Source organism: Ancylobacter dichloromethanicus, assembly GCF_018390645.1.
Lineage (GTDB): Bacteria > Pseudomonadota > Alphaproteobacteria > Rhizobiales > Xanthobacteraceae > Ancylobacter > Ancylobacter dichloromethanicus.
The window spans coordinates 1-16,831 of record NZ_JAHBGC010000061.1 but is presented as its reverse complement, the minus strand read 5'-3'; the positions used below and the strand labels follow the sequence as shown (position 1 = coordinate 16,831).

Annotated in this window: 16 protein-coding genes; 1 reads left to right on the top strand and 15 read right to left on the bottom strand. The window is 65.8% G+C overall.

The genetic code is table 11. The annotated features are described in order from the left end of the window. Nucleotides 1-2: 2 nt before the first annotated feature. From KHC23_RS23390 to KHC23_RS23320, 15 genes are all read right to left on the bottom strand, one after another. Nucleotides 3-1,010, bottom strand: coding sequence for an ATP-grasp domain-containing protein (locus KHC23_RS23390; protein ID WP_213376116.1), 1,008 nt, complete (start codon nucleotides 1,008-1,010; stop codon nucleotides 3-5). Continuing rightward, nucleotides 1,007-1,549, bottom strand: coding sequence for a GNAT family N-acetyltransferase (locus tag KHC23_RS23385; protein ID WP_213376115.1), 543 nt, complete (start codon nucleotides 1,547-1,549; stop codon nucleotides 1,007-1,009). Before KHC23_RS23385 ends, KHC23_RS23390 begins: the two co-directional genes overlap by 4 nt. After that, nucleotides 1,542-2,144, bottom strand: coding sequence for a sugar transferase (locus KHC23_RS23380; RefSeq protein WP_213376114.1), 603 nt, complete (start codon nucleotides 2,142-2,144; stop codon nucleotides 1,542-1,544). Before KHC23_RS23380 ends, KHC23_RS23385 begins: the two co-directional genes overlap by 8 nt. Beyond that, entirely contained in the window at nucleotides 2,144-3,430 is a 1,287-nt protein-coding gene (locus KHC23_RS23375) for a glycosyltransferase family 4 protein (RefSeq protein ID WP_213376113.1), read from the bottom strand. The genes KHC23_RS23380 and KHC23_RS23375 overlap by 1 nt, the downstream gene beginning before the upstream one ends. Beyond that, entirely contained in the window at nucleotides 3,427-4,575 is a 1,149-nt protein-coding gene (wecB, locus tag KHC23_RS23370) for a non-hydrolyzing UDP-N-acetylglucosamine 2-epimerase (RefSeq protein ID WP_213376112.1), read from the bottom strand. The genes KHC23_RS23375 and wecB overlap by 4 nt, the downstream gene beginning before the upstream one ends. A gap of 4 nt (nucleotides 4,576-4,579) precedes the next feature. Further along, on the bottom strand, nucleotides 4,580-5,716 hold the full coding sequence (locus KHC23_RS23365; protein WP_213376111.1) for a polysaccharide biosynthesis C-terminal domain-containing protein: 1,137 nt from the start codon (nucleotides 5,714-5,716) through the stop codon (nucleotides 4,580-4,582). A 4-nt stretch (nucleotides 5,717-5,720) separates the two neighbouring features. Continuing rightward, nucleotides 5,721-6,587: a dTDP-4-dehydrorhamnose reductase family protein gene (locus KHC23_RS23360; protein ID WP_213376110.1), complete on the bottom strand. Its 867-nt coding sequence runs from the start codon at nucleotides 6,585-6,587 to the stop codon at nucleotides 5,721-5,723. A gap of 49 nt (nucleotides 6,588-6,636) precedes the next feature. Then, on the bottom strand, nucleotides 6,637-7,659 hold the full coding sequence (locus KHC23_RS23355) for a polysaccharide biosynthesis protein (RefSeq protein WP_213376109.1): 1,023 nt from the start codon (nucleotides 7,657-7,659) through the stop codon (nucleotides 6,637-6,639). Between the two features lie 39 nt (nucleotides 7,660-7,698). Next, nucleotides 7,699-8,886: a glycosyltransferase family 4 protein gene (locus KHC23_RS23350; RefSeq protein ID WP_246544911.1), complete on the bottom strand. Its 1,188-nt coding sequence runs from the start codon at nucleotides 8,884-8,886 to the stop codon at nucleotides 7,699-7,701. Nucleotides 8,887-8,939: 53 nt separating this feature from the next. After that, on the bottom strand, nucleotides 8,940-10,148 hold the full coding sequence (locus KHC23_RS23345; RefSeq protein ID WP_213376108.1) for a hypothetical protein: 1,209 nt from the start codon (nucleotides 10,146-10,148) through the stop codon (nucleotides 8,940-8,942). A gap of 131 nt (nucleotides 10,149-10,279) precedes the next feature. Continuing rightward, the gene (locus KHC23_RS23340; protein WP_213376107.1) at nucleotides 10,280-10,603 is read right to left on the bottom strand and encodes a hypothetical protein; all 324 of its coding nucleotides are present in this window, start codon (nucleotides 10,601-10,603) and stop codon (nucleotides 10,280-10,282) included. A 163-nt stretch (nucleotides 10,604-10,766) separates the two neighbouring features. Next, entirely contained in the window at nucleotides 10,767-11,930 is a 1,164-nt protein-coding gene (locus tag KHC23_RS23335) for a glycosyltransferase (protein ID WP_213376106.1), read from the bottom strand. Between the two features lie 51 nt (nucleotides 11,931-11,981). Continuing rightward, a complete protein-coding gene (locus tag KHC23_RS23330) occupies nucleotides 11,982-13,094 on the bottom strand; it encodes a glycosyltransferase family 4 protein (protein ID WP_213376105.1) in 1,113 nt (370 codons plus the stop codon). Between the two features lie 34 nt (nucleotides 13,095-13,128). Next, nucleotides 13,129-13,830 carry a hypothetical protein gene (locus KHC23_RS23325; protein WP_213376104.1) on the bottom strand — a complete coding sequence of 234 codons (702 nt, stop codon included), beginning with the start codon at nucleotides 13,828-13,830 and terminating at the stop codon, nucleotides 13,129-13,131. A gap of 570 nt (nucleotides 13,831-14,400) precedes the next feature. Next, nucleotides 14,401-16,149, bottom strand: a complete 1,749-nt coding sequence (locus KHC23_RS23320) for an ABC transporter ATP-binding protein (protein WP_246544910.1) — start codon at nucleotides 16,147-16,149, stop codon at nucleotides 14,401-14,403. Nucleotides 16,150-16,528: 379 nt separating this feature from the next. Between KHC23_RS23320 and KHC23_RS23315 the strand changes: the two genes are divergently transcribed. Then, on the top strand, nucleotides 16,529-16,780 hold the full coding sequence (locus tag KHC23_RS23315) for a hypothetical protein (protein ID WP_213376103.1): 252 nt from the start codon (nucleotides 16,529-16,531) through the stop codon (nucleotides 16,778-16,780). The last annotated feature ends 51 nt before the right edge of the window (nucleotides 16,781-16,831 follow it).

The following is a 16,831-nucleotide window of genomic DNA, read 5'->3' as shown; positions in this document are numbered from 1 at the left end:
CCCTACGGCGCCGGCACCTCGACCAGCATGTCGTATTTGGCGAAGGCGCGGCCGACCTCGTAGCGATAGGGCGGCATCGGCCGCCCCTCGAATTCGGCGAGCAGGCGGCCGACATGGTCGGCGCCGGCCAATTGGGTGAAGGGGTAGCCGCCGCCGAAGCGCGTGTTCAATTCGATCAGATGCAGCGCGCCCTCGTGCTCCATGAAGTCGCAGTCGAGATTGCCGCGATGCGACAAATGCCGCGCCAGCGCGTCGACCATCGGCGCGAAACGCTCGGGGGCGACGGTCACCGCCTTGTCGGTCTCGCCCGCGCGCATCGCCAGCTTGCGCTTGGCGGCGAAGCCGAGAAGGTCGCCATGACGGCCGAACAGGATGTCGACGCCATATTCCGGCCCTTCGAGGCACTGCTGGACGATCACCGCGTTCTCCAGCCCGGTGGCGGCGAGGATGCTGCGGGCGATGGCGGCCCGACAGGCCTCGATGGCGGCCGGCAGTTCCGCCGCCGTCTCGACCCGCGCCAGCCCGATCGAGGCACTGCCCCAGCGCGGCTTCACCATCACCGGCAGGCGCAGTTCCCCCCGCGCCAGCGCCGCCAGCGCGTCGTCGAGGCGCAGGAAGGTCGGCGGGGCGCCGATGCCGTGCTCACGCGCGAACAGGAAGCTGCGCCATTTGTCGGCGCCGATGGCGGCGGTCTCCACCGAGGGCACGTAGAGCACGGCGCCGGTCTCGGCCTCGATGGCGTCGCGGTGGCCGGCCAGCAGTTCCAGTTCGAGATCGTTCAGCGAGAAGACGAGGTCCGCCTTTTCCGCCCGGATCGCCTGTTTCAGCCGGTCGAGATAATCCGGCGCGGCGCAGGCGGGCACCTGCCGGGCGACATCGCACGCCGCCATGGCCGGCGCGGTGAGGCTCATATCGGTGCCGATCACCCGGCCGCTTCCGGCCAGCGCGGCACGGAAATAGTCGACCAGATAGACCCGCCGACCGGCGCAGGACAGCAGCACGTTGGTCATGAAAGCGCGCCGTAGAAGGCCGACCGGTCGGCCTCGCCGGCGGCGAGGAACCTGGAATAGATGACCCGGTCGCGGTAGGCGCCGCGATGCCAGACATGCTCCTTCAGCACCGCCTCGCGGAAGAAGCCGGCCCGCTCGTAGAACCGCATCGCCGCGGTATTCGAGATCGTCACGTAAAGCGTGATCTTGCGGAGATTGAGTTCGAGCAGGGCAAAGCGCAGGGTCGCCTCCAGCAGCACGGAACCGAGACCGCGCCCCTGATGCGCGCGGGGCATGAAGATGTAGAGTTCCGCCGTCCGGTCCCGCTGGCTGATATTGACGAGGCCGGAAAAGCCGACCGCTTCCCCCTCCCGCGCCAGCGCGAAGTCCCGCCGGCTCGAATCGGTCTGGATACGCTCGAACCAGCGTTCCGACGGCGCCAGCCCGACCGGAACCTCCATCAATATGCCGTCGAGGACGCTCTCCTCGTTCAGCGCGCGGGTGCGCGCATCGACGTCCGCCCGCGAGAGTCGCCGAAATGTCGCCGCGTGCTCAGCCATCGCTCTTCTTTGCCCGGTAAATGTCGAGAGCGCCCTGCGGCGCCGCGTCCAGCACGCCCTTGCCGCCGAACACCTTGGCGACGGTAAGGAAAAGGATCTGCAGATCAAGCGCGAAGGACCGGCTCTCGACATACTCGACGTCGGCGGCCAGCTTGTCTTCCCAGGTGATCGCGTTGCGGCCGCGGATCTGCGCCAACCCGGTCACCCCCGGCCGCACCTCGTGGCGCCGCATCTCGCGCGGCGAGTAATAGGGGAGGTAGCGCATCAGCAGCGGCCGGGGGCCGACGAGGCTCATCTCGCCCTTGAGCACGTTCCACAACTCGGGCAGTTCGTCGAGGCTGGTCGCGCGCAGGAAGCGGCCGAACGGCGTCAGCCGCTCCCGGTCCGACAGCAATTCGCCCTCCGCGCCGCGCGCATCGGTCATGGTGCGGAACTTGACCATGGCGAAGGGCTGGCAGTTCAGCCCCGGCCGCATCTGGCGGAAGAGCACCGGGCTGCCCAGCTTCCAGCGCACCAGCAGCGCCACCACGAGCAGGACCGGCGAGAGCACCAGCAGGGCGCTGGCCGAGACGGCGATGTCGAAAACCCGCTTCATCAGGTCCGCTCCCCGGCATGCGCGCCCGCCATCGCCGCCCGCAGCAGCTCGGCGAGCCGCTGCGTGCCCTGGGCGAAGGACAGATGTTCATCATAGTAGCGGCGCCCGTTCGTGCCCAGCCGCTCGCGCGCGTCGGGCGCCATGTCGGCCAGCCGCAGCACGGCGGCGGCGAGCGCGGCCGGGTTTTCCGGCGGCACCACCAGCCCGGCCTGTGCCGCCCGCACCAGATCGGCCGCATCCCCCTCCACCGCCATCAGGATCGGCCGGCCCGCCGCCATGTAGGCCTGCGTCTTCGAGGGAATGGTGATGGCGAACAGCGGGTCCGCGGTCAGGTGCACCAGCAGCGCATCCGCCGCTGCGAGATAGGCGCCCGCCTCGGCCATCGGCACGCGGGGCAGGAAGCGCACATTGGCGAGGCCTTCCGCCGCGACGCGCGCCTTGAGGCGGTCGAGCTCGATGCCGGAGCCGAGGAAGCAGAACTCGATTTCCGGCCGCTGCGGCGCCACCAGGGCGGCCGCCTCCAGCACCGCGCCCAGCCCCTGGGCCGGGCCCATATTGCCGGCGAACAGCAGCCGGAACCGGCCCGGCGCGGCCAGCGCGGCGGGCGGAGCGCCCGCCGGCGCCCGCATCGCGCTCTCGTCGGCCCAGTTGGGAATGACGGTGACATGCTCTGCGGGCACGCCGCGCTCGACCAGCAGCCGGCGGAAGCCTTCCGACAGCACGCTGATCCGGTCGCCGCGCCGCCAGGTCCAGCGGCAGGCGGCGCCGACCGCGCGCAGCACCCGCTCATTGCCGACCATGCCGGTGGCGCGCAGCGTGTCCGGCCACATGTCCTGCACGTCGAGCACCAGCGGCGTGCGGCGGAACATCCGCGCCACCGCCGCCGCCATCGCTACCGTCAGCGGCGGGTGATAGGCGTAGACCACGTCGGCGCGGCGGGCGAGGAAGGTCAGGTAGAAGGCGGCGGAGAGGAAGAAGCTGACATAGTTCAGCACCCGGCCGATGCGGCTACGGTCATGGCTGGGATAGAGCGCCAGCCGGGTCACCGCGACGCCCTCGATGCGTTCGCGCAGCAGCGGCCGGATGCGGTAGCCCTCATAGACCTTGCCGCCGGGATAGTTGGGAAAGCCGGTGACCACCTCGACCTCGAAGCCGAGTTCCTCGAACCGCCGCGCGAAGGCGAGGCCGCGCATGCCGGGCTCGGGGTGGAACCACTGCTTGAGCAGGATCAGGCGCGGCCGGCGCCCGCCCGTATGGGAGGCCGAGGCGGAGGCGGAGCCAGTCATGGGGTGAGATCGTTGCGGCGGATGCCGTCCCAGGCATTCGACAGCGGCGCGGTGCCGAGGATCAGGCTCACCACCCGCTCCGACGTGTTGGCGATGGCGTAGTCGTCGGGCAGCGGACAGGCCAGCCCGTGCTCGGCCCGGGCGGCGAACAGCCGGGTGACCACCTCCACGCCGCGCAGCACCGCCGCGCGGCCAAGGCCCGTCACCATGATCGAGCCGGTGTCCAGCGCCTCCGGCCGCTCGATCGAATCGCGCGGCGTGATGGCGGGAAAGTCGAGGATGGAGGCTTCCTCGGCGATGGTGCCGCTGTCCGAGATGGCGCAGAAGGCGTTCATCTGCAGGTGGTTGTAGTCGTGGAAGCCGAACGGCTTCATGAACTGCACTCGCGCATCGGCCTCCACCCCTAGCGCTTCCAGCCGCTTGCGCGTGCGCGGATGGGTGGAGACGATGAGCGGCCGCTCATAGCGTATCGCCAGTTCCGACAGCGCGCCGACCAGTTCGCCCAGGCGCTCCCCGCTGTCGACATTCTCCTCCCGGTGCAGCGACACGATGAAATAGCCGCGCGGGGCGAGGCCGAGCCGCTGCAGCACGTCGGACGCCTCGATGCGGGTGCGGTAATGCTCCAGCACCTCGCGCATCGGCGAGCCGGTGAGGTAGATGCGCCGGTGCGGCAGGCCCTCGGCGAGCAGGTGCCGGCGCGCGTGCTCGGTGTAGACGAGGTTGAAGTCGGCGATGTGGTCGACAACCTTGCGGTTGGTCTCCTCCGGCACGTTGCGGTCGAAGGAGCGGTTGCCGGCCTCCATGTGATAGACCGGGATCTTCATCCGCCGCGCCATCAGGGCGGCGATGGCCGAATTGGTGTCGCCGAGGATGAGCACCGCGTCGGGGCGCTCGGCGGCGAGCACCTTCTCGCTCTCGATCAGGATCTTGCCCAGCGTCTCGCCCAGCGTGCCCCCGCCGGTGCCGAGGAAATGGTCGGGACGGCGCACGCCGAGATCCTCGAAGAACACCTCGTTCAGCTCGTAATCATAGTTCTGGCCGGTATGGACGATGCGATGGTCGCAGAACGCGTCCAGCCGCGCCATCACCCGCGAGAGGCGGATGATCTCGGGCCGCGTGCCCAGTATCGTCATGACCTTCAGCATCGTCTCACCCCAGAACCGGATCGGCATAGGTATCGGGCGCGGCGGGGTCGAACACCGCCTGCGTCCAGAACAGCGTCAGCAGCGGCGCGGCGCCGACATTCTCGATGCTGTGCGTGTGCAGCGTGGGCATGTCCACCACCGCCGGCTGGCGGCCATCGACGCGGAATTCCCACACCGGCCCGCCCAGCACGCGGCGGATGCGGATGACCGCCTCGCCCTGCAGCACCAGGAAGCGCTCCACCTTGGCGAGGTGAAAATGATCGCCGCGGGTAACGCCGGGCTCGGTCCAGCTCAGGAAGGTCTGGCCGCCACCGCCCCCCTTCACCGCCTCGAACAGCACCCCGCGCGCATCGCTCTTCAGCGCGAGCGGACGCGGGAAGCCGTCCGGGTAGAGCGCCGCGCGGTAGGTGTTGAACAAAGCGAGGTCGAACGGGTCCGACAGGTCGGGAAAGATGTTCGTGCCATAGGCGGCATGGAAATCCTGCAGCCGCGCCAGCAGATCGGCCACGCCCATCGGGCGGGGGGCCGGACGGCGTTCGCCGGTCACCCCGCCGGTGAGGGCGCCGATGGCCTCCTCCACCGCCGCGCCGGCATGCAGAAGCTGCACCCGCCCCTCGGGATTGACGCTCGGGGTCTCGCCGCGGGCCACCTGGTGGATGAAGGTGGCGGTGACGTTGTTGTAGAACGGCCGCGCCCCTTCGCCGAAAATATGCGGCAGCACCAGATCGGTGAAGCGGTCGGTCGCGGCGGAGAGGATCTCGCCCGCCCGGCGCTTGGAGCGGCCATAGGGCGTGTCGTGCGCGGCGTGGGTCGAATTGGCGTAGACGATGTGCGGCCTTGCCCCGGCCGCCGCGCAGGCCCCGGCGAGGCGGGTGGCGATGTCGATGTTTCCGCTTTCCACCTCGGCGTCGGTGCCGCGGTTCACGCCGGCGAAATGCAGCACCGCCGCCGCGCCGGCCACCGCTTCGGCCAGCCGCGCCGGATCGTTGAAGGCCGCGCGGTCGAGCGCCACCAGGTCGAACGGAACCGGCGCGCCGCGATAGCGCGCGGCGCAGTTGCGCGCGTGAAGATGCGCGGCGCAATGCCAGCCGAGCAGCCCGCCGGCCCCGGTGACGACGACGCGCCGGACGCTCTCGCTCATGACGTCACCCCCGCCGGTCATAGGCATCGCGCAGTTCCCGCACCAGCGTGCGCCAGCCCGGCGGCTTGTAGCCGGTCGCGGCGCGAAAACGCGCCGCGCTCAGCGATCGGTCGATGCGCGGCTCGTCCCGCGGCACGATCTCGATCCGCTTGCCATAGGCTTCGGCCACGATACCGAGCAAGTCGTGCTTGCTGATCGGCTCGCCGGCGACATGATACAGCCCGCGCAACTGCGGGTTCGGCATCACCTGCCGGGCGATGACGCGGGCGAACTCGACCGTGGTGAGCCCCGAGAAGATGGCGCGCCTGTAGCCGGCGACCGTCCCCTGCTGCGACAGGAACCAGTCGAACAGGCCGTGATGGCTGTCGATCTCGTGGCCGACGATCGAGGTGCGCAGGGTGACGGCGTGGGGATAATCCACCTCGCCGAGCAGCTTGCTGCGGCCATAGAGGTCGGTCGCGTCGGGAAGATCGTCCTCGGTATAGTTCCCGCGCGCGCCGTCGAACACGCAGTCGGTGCTGATATGGACGAGGCGCGCCCCGGCCTCGCCGCACAGCCGGGCGAGCTGGTGCGGCAGCAGCGCGTTGATCGGCAATGCCACCAGCGGGTCCTCCGCCCCCGCGAGCTGCTTCACCATCCCGACGGCATTGATCACGACGTCGGGTTCCGTGCGGCCGATGAGGGCGCGCAGCGCGTCAAGGTCATGGATATCGGCGATGGTCAGGTAGCGCTCGGCCGGCAGGTGCGGGAAGTCCTGCGGCGAGAAGGCGCGGCGGGCGACGCCATAGACCTCGAGCCCAGCCTCGGCGGGCAGGACCCGCGCCATCGCATTGCCGAGCATGCCGCTCGCGCCGAGTACAAGTACCTTCATGCCCCCCCCCCCGTTCGACAGCGGCGCCCGCTCGACAGGCATCGCGGGCTCACGCCTGCCAGCTTTCCAGCTCGGCGACGACGTCCGGCAGGCTCAGCAGCAGCGCCTTCACGCCCGCCACGTCCAGCCGCTCGGTGTTGTGCGAATGGTAGTCGTGCTGGTCGACCGTCTCCACGTCGCCCTCGGAGAAATAGGCGCGGTAGTTGAGGTCCCGCTCGTCCATGCTGACGCGGAAATAATCGCCCATGTCCTCGCTCTTGCTCAGTTCCTGGGCGCTGACCAGCGTCTCGTAGAGCTTCTCGCCGTGCCGCCAGCCGATGACGTCGACCGGGTGGTCGGGGCGGCCGAACAGCTCGGTGAGCGCGGTGACGAGATCGGCGATAGTCGCCGCCGGCGCCTTGCGCACGAACAGGTCGCCCTGCCGCGCATGGGCGAAGGCGTGGTGCACCAGCGCCACCGAATCGCGCAGCGGCATCAGGAAGCGGGTCATGCTCGGCTCGGTGACGGTGATCGGCAGGCCGGCCTTGATCTGGCGGATGAACAGCGGAATGACCGAGCCGCGCGAATACATCACATTGCCGTAGCGCACCAGCGAGATGGTGGTGGGCGCCCCGGGCCCGATCGAGCGGGCCACGGCCTGCGCCAGCTTCTCCATCATCGCCTTGGAGATGCCCATGGCGTTGACCGGGAACACCGCCTTGTCGGTGGACAGGCACACCGCCGAGCGCACCCCCGCCGCCACCGCCGCGCGCACCACGTTCTCCGAGCCGAGAATATTGGTGCGCACCGCCTCCAGCGGGAAGAACTCGCAGGAGGGCACCTGCTTCAGCGCCGCGGCATGGAACACGCGGGTGGCGCCCGCCATCGCCCGGTCGACGCTGTCGCGGTCGCGCACGTCGCCGATATAGAAGCGCACATTGCCGCTGCGCAGCGTGCCGCGCAGCATGTCCTGCTTTTCCTCGTCGCGGCTGAGAATGCGGATTTCCGGGCATCCCTTGTGCAGCAGGTCCTGCAACATGGTCCGGCCGAAGGAGCCCGTGCCCCCGGTGATCAAAACGCGTTCGTCCTGCATGCCCCTGCCCCTCGCCCCGCACTCTTACTTCACCGAACGTCAGGACGCCACCGCCCCCGCCACCGCCCGCCCGAGCGCGGCGCGGAACAGGTTCCGGTTGGCCATGAGGTCGCCGGCCTGCCGCTGCGCCTGCCGCACATGGGCGGCAGCCCGCGCGCGCCGGGCCAGCGCCGCTTCGGCCGGCTCGGCGGCCAGCGCCTCGATGCGGGCAGCGAAGGCGGCGGGGTCGCTCAGCGGCAGGTCGTCGCCCACCCCTGCCGCCGCGAGGCCGCGCCACGGCGTGGTGTCCGAGATCAGCACCGGCGTTCCCGCCGCCAGCGATTCGGCGATGACATGGCCGAAATTCTCGCCGCGGCTCGGCAGGAAAAACAGGTCGTATCGCGCCATCAGCGCGTCGACCTCCTCCTGCCGCACAGGCCCCTGCCAGCGCACGCTCACATGGGCCGGCACCACCGCCGCCGCCTGCAGGCACTGAAGCCGGTAGGCCTCGTCCTCGGGCGGGCCGTAAATGTCGAACGCCACCGCGCTGCGCACCCGTGCCAGCGCGCGCAGCGCGAAATCGAGATTCTTCATCGGCGAGATGCGGCCGAGAAACAGCACCCGCAACGGCGCGCCGGGCGCGCGGGGCGCATGCGCCGGCGGCCGGTCGGCGAGCCGGGCGGTCAGGTCGGAGGCGGTCGCCACCCCGGCACGGGCCCCGATGACGGCGCGGATATCCTCCGCCTCGAAGGGCGAGGAGGCCTGCCAGCGCACATCGCCGAACAGCCCGCCCAGGCGCGCGGCGGCGAGATAGCCGCGCTTCTTGAACGCCTTGATCGCCAGCGCGCCGCCCGCGAACTCGCCCCGCGGCGCCAGCACGGTCGGCCGGCGCGGCACCAGGCCGAGCCGGCGGGCGGCGAGCGGGAGGATGGCGAAGCGCGGCGAGAACGCGCTGTTGAGATAAAGCAGGTCATGTGGCAGGTCGCGGATCGCCCGCACGATGGCGCCCGCTCCCTGCTTTCCGGGCGGCGTATAGTGGACGAGGGCCGGCCCCACCGGCACCCAGCGCTCGGTCACCACCCCGGCATAGGCGCGGTCCTCGCCGAGATCGCGGTCGGAGGTGAGGATGCGGAAATCGAACTCGTCGGCGAGATGATCGACGAGATTGGCGATGCTCCGCAGCGCCCCGCCGGCCCGGAAGCCGGGGAGATAGTGACCGACGGCCACGAGAATGACGGGACGACTCATTCGGCGGCCCCGCACGGTGCGACGACGACTTTCGCGAGATCAGGAAGCATGCGCTAAACCCGCCGTCCTGTTGGCCCGCGTCGCCCTCGAACACGGTCACGACGGATCATGAGATACGCCCGGTGCAAGCCCCAAAGGAGCACCAAAGGCACGCAACTCAACAGGAAACGGGCTGAAAACGCCTGCATCCCTCCCCAATAATATGTAGGTATCCACAGGCCGACCAGAAACACCCCATATCCTCCGAGTATATCTGGTCGAGACAGAACTCTATATATTATATAAATAAGCGTGACAGACAAAGCCATGCCAAAGATGCCCCAAACACCCCCGAGATAGTACACATGCTCGCCCAGGAAATTTGCGGCAACAGAATGACCAGCCTCAATAAGATACTGTGCCAAATTTTCTATTGTGTATTGGTATCCAAACCCATTCGGCTTTGTCGTCCAAATTGCTCGCGGAAAGACCGACAGGAAAAACAACATCATCTGATCGATCCAGCCGGAAAAATCATTTATCGCTGAGGAGCCTCTAGTTTCATATATCGTGCTCGACAGCAAGAATGGACTGACCGCCGAATCCCGGGTTGAATTTATTAACGCATCGTTGAATGTATTTACCCTGAATCTTAGAAATGTTCCCGCCACCGTCCCAAAAGGAATCAACAAAACAACAATCGGCTTGAGAAAAATCGTGAAATTAATACGCATTAGATACATAAATGTAACCGACATAAAGACACCAATTACTATAAGCCTTCCAAAACCCTCCCAAAATTGAACGTAATATACTCCTGAATACAGAATCAGAAGAAGATATATAACAAGGGAAGAAAAATTACCGCCCCTGTTCATGCACAGCGCCGCCGAAACAATGAGAAGGCCAATCGACAATACGAATGTGGCCCCTCCTGTTATAATCAACAGAAAAAAGCAGGCCGCATAAATACACAAGAACAGGTATAATGGAATTGAAATATAATACTTATTCCAATCAAACGTAGACCCCCCATCCGTCAAATAAATAGCGTAAACAACTCCAGCTAAACACCAAAATATCGCATAATAATTTATATAAATATCAGCAAAATGCGTTACAATTAATGGCATTACCCAGAATGCATAGTGTCCAGAAAGAAAAGATATGTGAAATATATTCTTACTATCAGCAAAAAGCGTTAGAAATATCGTGGCCACCAACAAACATATTATGGACGCGCCGCCGCCTCCAAGTATATCAAATACAAAAGACACCAACATGAACAGGACTGTGAACAAAATCCAGACGTACCGTATGTGCGGATTTTGTATTTCTGTCATTCGAACACCCGCCCTTCACACGCTCGACAGAGTCTAAGGTCGAGCATGGCCACACCGAACTCTGTCAACAATCAACCCAAAACCGCGTCAAAATAGTTGAAACGTCCGTTGCGCAGCCGCTGCCCGGGCGGAGCGAACTCGGCCAATGTGAGCCGTCCGCCCTCGGGGCATACTGGCCCCCTCGGCGATTTTCTCGTCAAACCGCCCGAGGCGGCGGCGAGTCCCGGATTGATCATCGTCAGAAACCAGGAGAGGGCGACCGCGCGGATCGCCGCGCCCCGCCCGGTCAGCGCATAGGCGCCAAGCGCGACATAGGCCATCAGGGTAGTCGGGCCGGACGCGACGCGCAGGCCCACCAGCGTGAGAATCAGCAGATACGGCACCAGCCGGCCCATACCCGGCCTGTGATCCGGCCGCGACCTGACGAGGCTTGAATAAGGCACCATACCCCTGACCTGCTCGGGCCTGCGCGCGACCAGGGCCGCGCCGGCGAAGAATGTGTCGGCACATATATCGCCGACGGGTGCATCGTGCCGCTTTAATTCCGCCCCGTCACCTTCAGCCTCGCGGGCCGGGCGCGGGCGGCTGCCAGGGCGGACGCGGTCGCGTCTCACCGGCCTCATCGGTCCGATGCTCCAGTATCCCGGTCAGATAATCCGCCCCCGCCCGCGCCCCCAGGCAGCGCGCCCAGCGGGCCAGCGCCGCCCGCTGCGCCGGCGTCGCGGGGCCCGCGGCGATCGCGCGGCCGAGCCGTCGCGCCAGATCGGCCGCGTCGCCGGCGCGGAATACCCCGCCCCGGCCGCTCAGGCGCACCACCCCCGCCGCGCCGCAGCGGTCGGAGCAGATGACCGGCGTGCCGGCCATCAGCGCCTCGGAGATCACCGCGCCCCAGCCGTCATGCCGGCTCGGCAACACCAGGCAGTCGGATGTCGCCATCACGCCGTGGACGTCCTGCTGCGACAGCTTGCCGAGCCACTCGAACCGCCCGGGAAGAAGCCGCTCCGCCTGCGCCCGAAGCGCGCCCTCAAGCGGCCCCGAGCCGGCGATGCGCAGCGTGAAATGGCCCGCCGCCGCCCCATCGCCCGCCGCCGCAATGCCGCCCAGCGCCTCGATCAGCAGGTCTAACCGCTTGCGTTCAATGAATTGTCCGACGAACAGGAAGCGCAAGCCCCCCTCTCCGCCCGCCGCCGGCGCGGCCTGCGGCGCGTCGATGTCGGGCAGGAAATAGGCGAAGGGAAACACCCGCTCGGGCGGCACGCCGCGCCGCACCAGCCACTCCGGCGTCGCATGCCCGGTGGCGAGCACGCCCGCCAGCCGGTCGCCCCGGCGCCGGACCAGGCGGTCATATTCCAGCCGCTTCAGCCAGGCGGAAAGCCGTCCCTTCTCCTCCACCGTCTCCATCACCACCCACTGGCGCAGGCCGCGGCGGGCGAGGGCCTCCTGCGCCACGCCGACCAGGCCGTTGCCGCGAAACCCCTGGCAGATGTGGCGGCTGGCGGCGGGCGCGGCGGCGACCAGCGCCTCGATCGCGGCGCGGTCCGGGGCCAGGCGAAGCGTCGCGGCGCCGAGTTCCGGCGCGCTCCAGCCCTGCCCCGCGCGGTCGGCCGACATCGGCTGCTCGGCCACATAGGTCACATCCTCCCCCGCCTCAGCCAGCGCCGCCGCGAGGCCGGCCATATGGGGCGAAACGATCCGCTGCCAGAACCAGATGGGATCAGGCATGCCACTCCCCTGCCCGCTCGTGCGAGGCCGTTCTTGCGGGGGCCAGACCCATCACTCTTCGATCACCCTCTGGTAGAGCTGGTACATGCGCTGGCCATAAATCTCGGGCGAGAAACGCTGCCTTGTCCAGCGCTGGCCGCATTCGACCATACGCTGACGGGCGGCCTCGTCCGCCTCCAGTTCCAGTATCCGGCTCGCAAGCGTGCGAAATGTCGCGGCATCCGGCTCGTTGCCGAACAGCTTCGGGTTTGAACGCGGAACCAGAGCCGCGTTTTGCGACGTCACGAGCGGATATTCCGGCTCGGCGATCTCGCCATCACCGAGCAGCCCGACCACCGGCTTGCCGACCAGCATCGCCTCGGCAACAGACAGCCCGAAGCCCTCATACCAGGACATGAACAGATAATAGTCGATCACGGCGTAGAAACGGTCGATGTCGTTGACGGAGCCCAGCCACTCCACGCGATCGGCCAAACCGCGCGCCTGCGCCATGTTCTGCAGCGCCTGCCTTGCCGGCCCCTCGCCCGCAATGGTCAGGATGAAGTGCCTCGGCAGCCGATCGAGAAGGGCGAACGCATCCTCGACCCCCTTGTCCGGCACCACTCGAACCGCCATTCCGAGGCGTCGGCGGCCGTCCGGCGCGACGTGGCGGCACTGCAGATAGGCCGGATCGACCGCGTTGTGTACGACCTCGATCTTGCCCGGGTCCAGCGTGTAGAGTTGCGCAAGATGCCGGGCGACGCCATGGGAGATCGCCACTACCCGGTCGGCCCGTCCGAACAACCATCTGTAGGCTAGCGGTGGCGAGACGTTCGGCACATCGAACAGGGGCCGGGAATGCTGGTGCAGCACTCGCTTCGATGACATTCCAATCGACGCCGCATTCATCCAGACAACCGGCTCGATATAATGGACGATATCGGGCCTGAGCCGCCGCAGCAGCCGTCGGTACCGCAACCAGCCACCAATGTCATGGCGGTTCTTAGCGCCCAAGGCATGGAACCGCCGGCCGACGAGTTGGGCGATCCGACCTGCGCCGCCATAGGCGGCGACCACATCGAAGCTAACGTCCTTCATCCGTAGCGAGCGGACCAACGTCTCCGCGACCCTTACGCTCCCGCCGGAACGCTCCGAATCCCTGTAGATGACGATGAGGACTTTCATCTTTCGGTCGGCACCTCCGCCTAGAGCCCCCGCCCTAGCTCGAGGCCCGCATGAGGTGTTGTATAACACCTTCCCATTGCCTCTCGAAATTCAGCACTTCATGATGATAGGCTTGGGTCAACTGGCGCATCTGAAATATCTTCTCCGTATCCGAAATCGCAGCCGCCAGTTGACGCGCCCCGACCTCAGGCTCGGTTGGATCATATACGACGCAGATATCATCGGGGATGAAAGACAGGCCGGGATTGCCCGCATGCGCCACGACGAGACCACAGGAGATGTATTCCCCGATCTTGTTGGACGCTGCGGAGTCAAAATAGTCCGGGTCGTAGACGCGCTCGGCCATGGGCGCCCAGTGAAGCCCCACGTCATAATCGCTCATGAGATCGAAAAGATGGGACTTTTCGACCGGTTCTTTGACCGCGAACAACGGATTCTGCGTCAACGACCGTGCCGTGGCGCGCACATCGTCCGTGCCAGGAAGATACCAATCAATCGGATGGCCCAGCGCGCAAACACACGAAAGGAACCGCGACAACCGATCGCGGTCAAGACCGAGCACATATTTGGAACCGGTGAAGAGTATGCGGCTCGGCCCTGCGTGCCGCTCCAGAGTCTTCGCTGTGCGCAAGGGCGGCGTATGCCTAGCGACAAAATAGTCGGCACTTAACCTTGGCCAATCCGTCTGACGCCATTTCAACCATATATCGCAGGAGTCCACATATGCGTCGATCATGCCCGCAAAAGGCTTTACGAGAGATATATACTTTCGATTGCGCTGATATTCCGTAAGATTTACCATAATCTTACAATCTTTATGCATTATTTTATGGAAAATTGCCGGCGTCATGTAGTCATTTTGGGCGACAATCCAGTGCGGCCTGTGAGCGCGGAGCGCTTTGCCTATGTGATGGAATCCTGTCCGGTACCAAGGAATCTTCCGCTGAAAGGGACCTGGCCCGGGAATACTCACCCACCGGAGTTGGCCATCGAGGGGCTCGACTGGCGATGAATCGCTACGCGACATGAAAACGACATCACCCCCCCGCTCCGCCAGGGCCATCGACAATTGGTGGAGGGGAGGAAAGAGATGAGGATCGAGGTGTCCGAGAATCGCCACCCTTACGGGTTCGTTTTGTTCGCGCTGCACCAAGCACCTGCCCTCTTCTATCCAAACTGGGCTTCGCAATCAAAGCCTGCCAAGCCCAGCCGCTTGCAGCCGCCGCAGTCACAGAGCGAAAGCTGGCAGAGCAGCCAAATTATTTCAACCGCTGGAGAAAATGGACCCCGGGCCGCGTCGCCTCGCTCACGGGCCGACCTTTTCCTGTACCAGCGCCCTGCCGTTCTCCAGCCTCACGATCATGTCGCATCCCTCCAGGGTGGAAAGGCGGTGCGCGATCACGATCAGGGTGAGCGTGCGGTCGAGCCGCTCGATGGCCGACATGACGGCGGCCTCCGTCTCGTTGTCGAGCGCGCTCGTGGCTTCGTCGAACACCAGCACCGAAGCCTGCTTGTAGAGCGCGCGGGCAATGCCGATGCGCTGGCGCTGGCCGCCGGAGAGCTGCACGCCACGCTCGCCGACCTTGGTCTGGTAGCCTTGTGGCAGCGCGGCGATGACATCGGTGAGTTCGGCCTGCTCGGCGGCGTGCTTGACCCGTTCAAGGTCGATATCGGCATAGCGCACACCGAAGGCGATATTCTCGGCGATGCTCGCGTCGGACAGGAAGATCGCCTGCGGAACATGGGCGATGTAGCGCTGCCAGGCATAGCGGTTGGCGGCGGTGAGCGGCACACCGTCCACCCGGATCTCGCCCTCGCTGGGCTCGAGCAGGCCGATGATGATGTCCATCAAGGTGGATTTGCCACTGCCGGTCTTGCCGGCGATGCCGATCCGGGCGCCGCGCGGAATGCTCAGATTGATATCGACCAGCGCCGAGCGCCCGTCCTTGGCATAGCGATAGCCGACGTGCTCGATCTCCACCCCTTCATTGAAGGAGAGTTTCGCATCCGTGGCCAGCGCCGGCGGCGCGCCCTGCCTCAGGAGATCGACGAGATCGAGCAGCAGCTGGCGGTTACCCGTCGAGGAAGCCCAGGCGCCGTAGATCTGCTGCAGCAGCGGCAGAAGACGCTGCGCGCCGAGCGCCAGCGCGCCCAGCGTCGGCAGGACCGCTGCGATGCCGCCCGAATTGACCGAGGTCACGCAGGCGACGACCGCCACCACGACCATCCCCAGTCCCTCGACGATATAGCGCGGCGACTGCGCCGCCAGCGCAGTGCTGACGCGTGCGTCGCGCAGTTCCGCTTCGGCACGCTCATAGTCTTCCGTGAAGACCGGCTGCGACCGGTCCAGCAGGATGTCGCGAATCCCGCCGAGACCTTCCTGCATCACCCGAACGCGGTGCCCCTGCGCCTTCGCCGCGATCAGGCTGTTCCGGCGCAGCCGCGCGTGGCAGACCCTGGAGGTGATGAGGTAGATCGCCGCGAGCCCCCCGCCGGAGGCCACCGCGACCACCGGGTCGATCCACATCAGGCCGGCGATGATGAAGGCCGCGAGGACCACCGACACCACGGCCTGCATCAGCGGCACGAGAAGCTCGCCGGTGACCTGCTGGGCCTTGTTGACCGCCGCCAGTATCTCGCTGGAATTGCGCCTGGTATGGTAGATGTAATCCTGCGCGAGAGTGTAACGGAAGAGACGTGAGCTTATCTCGTAGGAAACACCATAGACAAACGTCATCGACTCCTTTTGAAGAATGACCCTTATGGCGGCGGCCCCCAGGGCGGCCACGGCGAAAATAAACGTCGACAGATAGATGACCTCCGTCTGCGTGGAGGCCCCGAGGACGGTGAAAAGCCAGTTCAGAAGAGCGAAGCGCGACAATGCGGCCGGCTCCGCGATCATGGAAAGGAACACGACCAGCGCACCGAGGCTGAACAGTTCCGCGAACGCGCCGACCAGCATCAGCAGCATGAGAGGCACGAAGGAGCGCCGCCGTGCCGGGCTCAGCTCCATGAAAAGCTCGCGCAGGGCGCTCAGTATTGTTTGCTTCGGCATTGATCGTTTCACGCCTGCATTATTGCGTTTGTGTTCGCTGAACAGGCGGCGCACACGGCCCTGCCGGCCGCGTATGCCGTGTGGCCGGGAGAACCGTCGCTCCGCCCCGCTCAAGCGAGGAGATGGCCGTCATGTTCGACAATCGTATTCCTGCGCACAACGGATGAAGCGAAAGGTACCAGAACATTGCTTCTGCGGGCCGTTGTTGCATGTGGGAAGCGGCAAGGCAATTGCGCTTCGGGCGGGATGGAATCGACGCAATCTAGCCGGCAATTGCGACCGTTTTCCTATCCTCGCGCCTCGCGCCGTGGCATGACATTCGTTGTATGCGAAAACATGCTGGGAAGCGTGTTTGTCGCCCACCTCTGGGGAAACCGGGATGAACAAGTTCTTTGGCGAGAACGGCAATGACTATCTGTCGCGCGGCCTCCGGCTGGCCAACCGCCTCTATCGCAAGGAACACGATCGGCTGCTGTACCGCAAGGCAGCCCGGGACTATGCGAAGAAGGGTACCACCCAGTTGATTGACTGGGACTGGGACGCGATTCTCTATAACCGGGTCGCGCTGCTCAACACGCTGGCGGCGCGCAATCCCAATGCGTCTTACCTGGAGATCGGCTGTTTCCGGTGATCTGCCCCCTTCTGAGTGGCCCATCGACTATCGTAGTCTGGCCCACAAAGG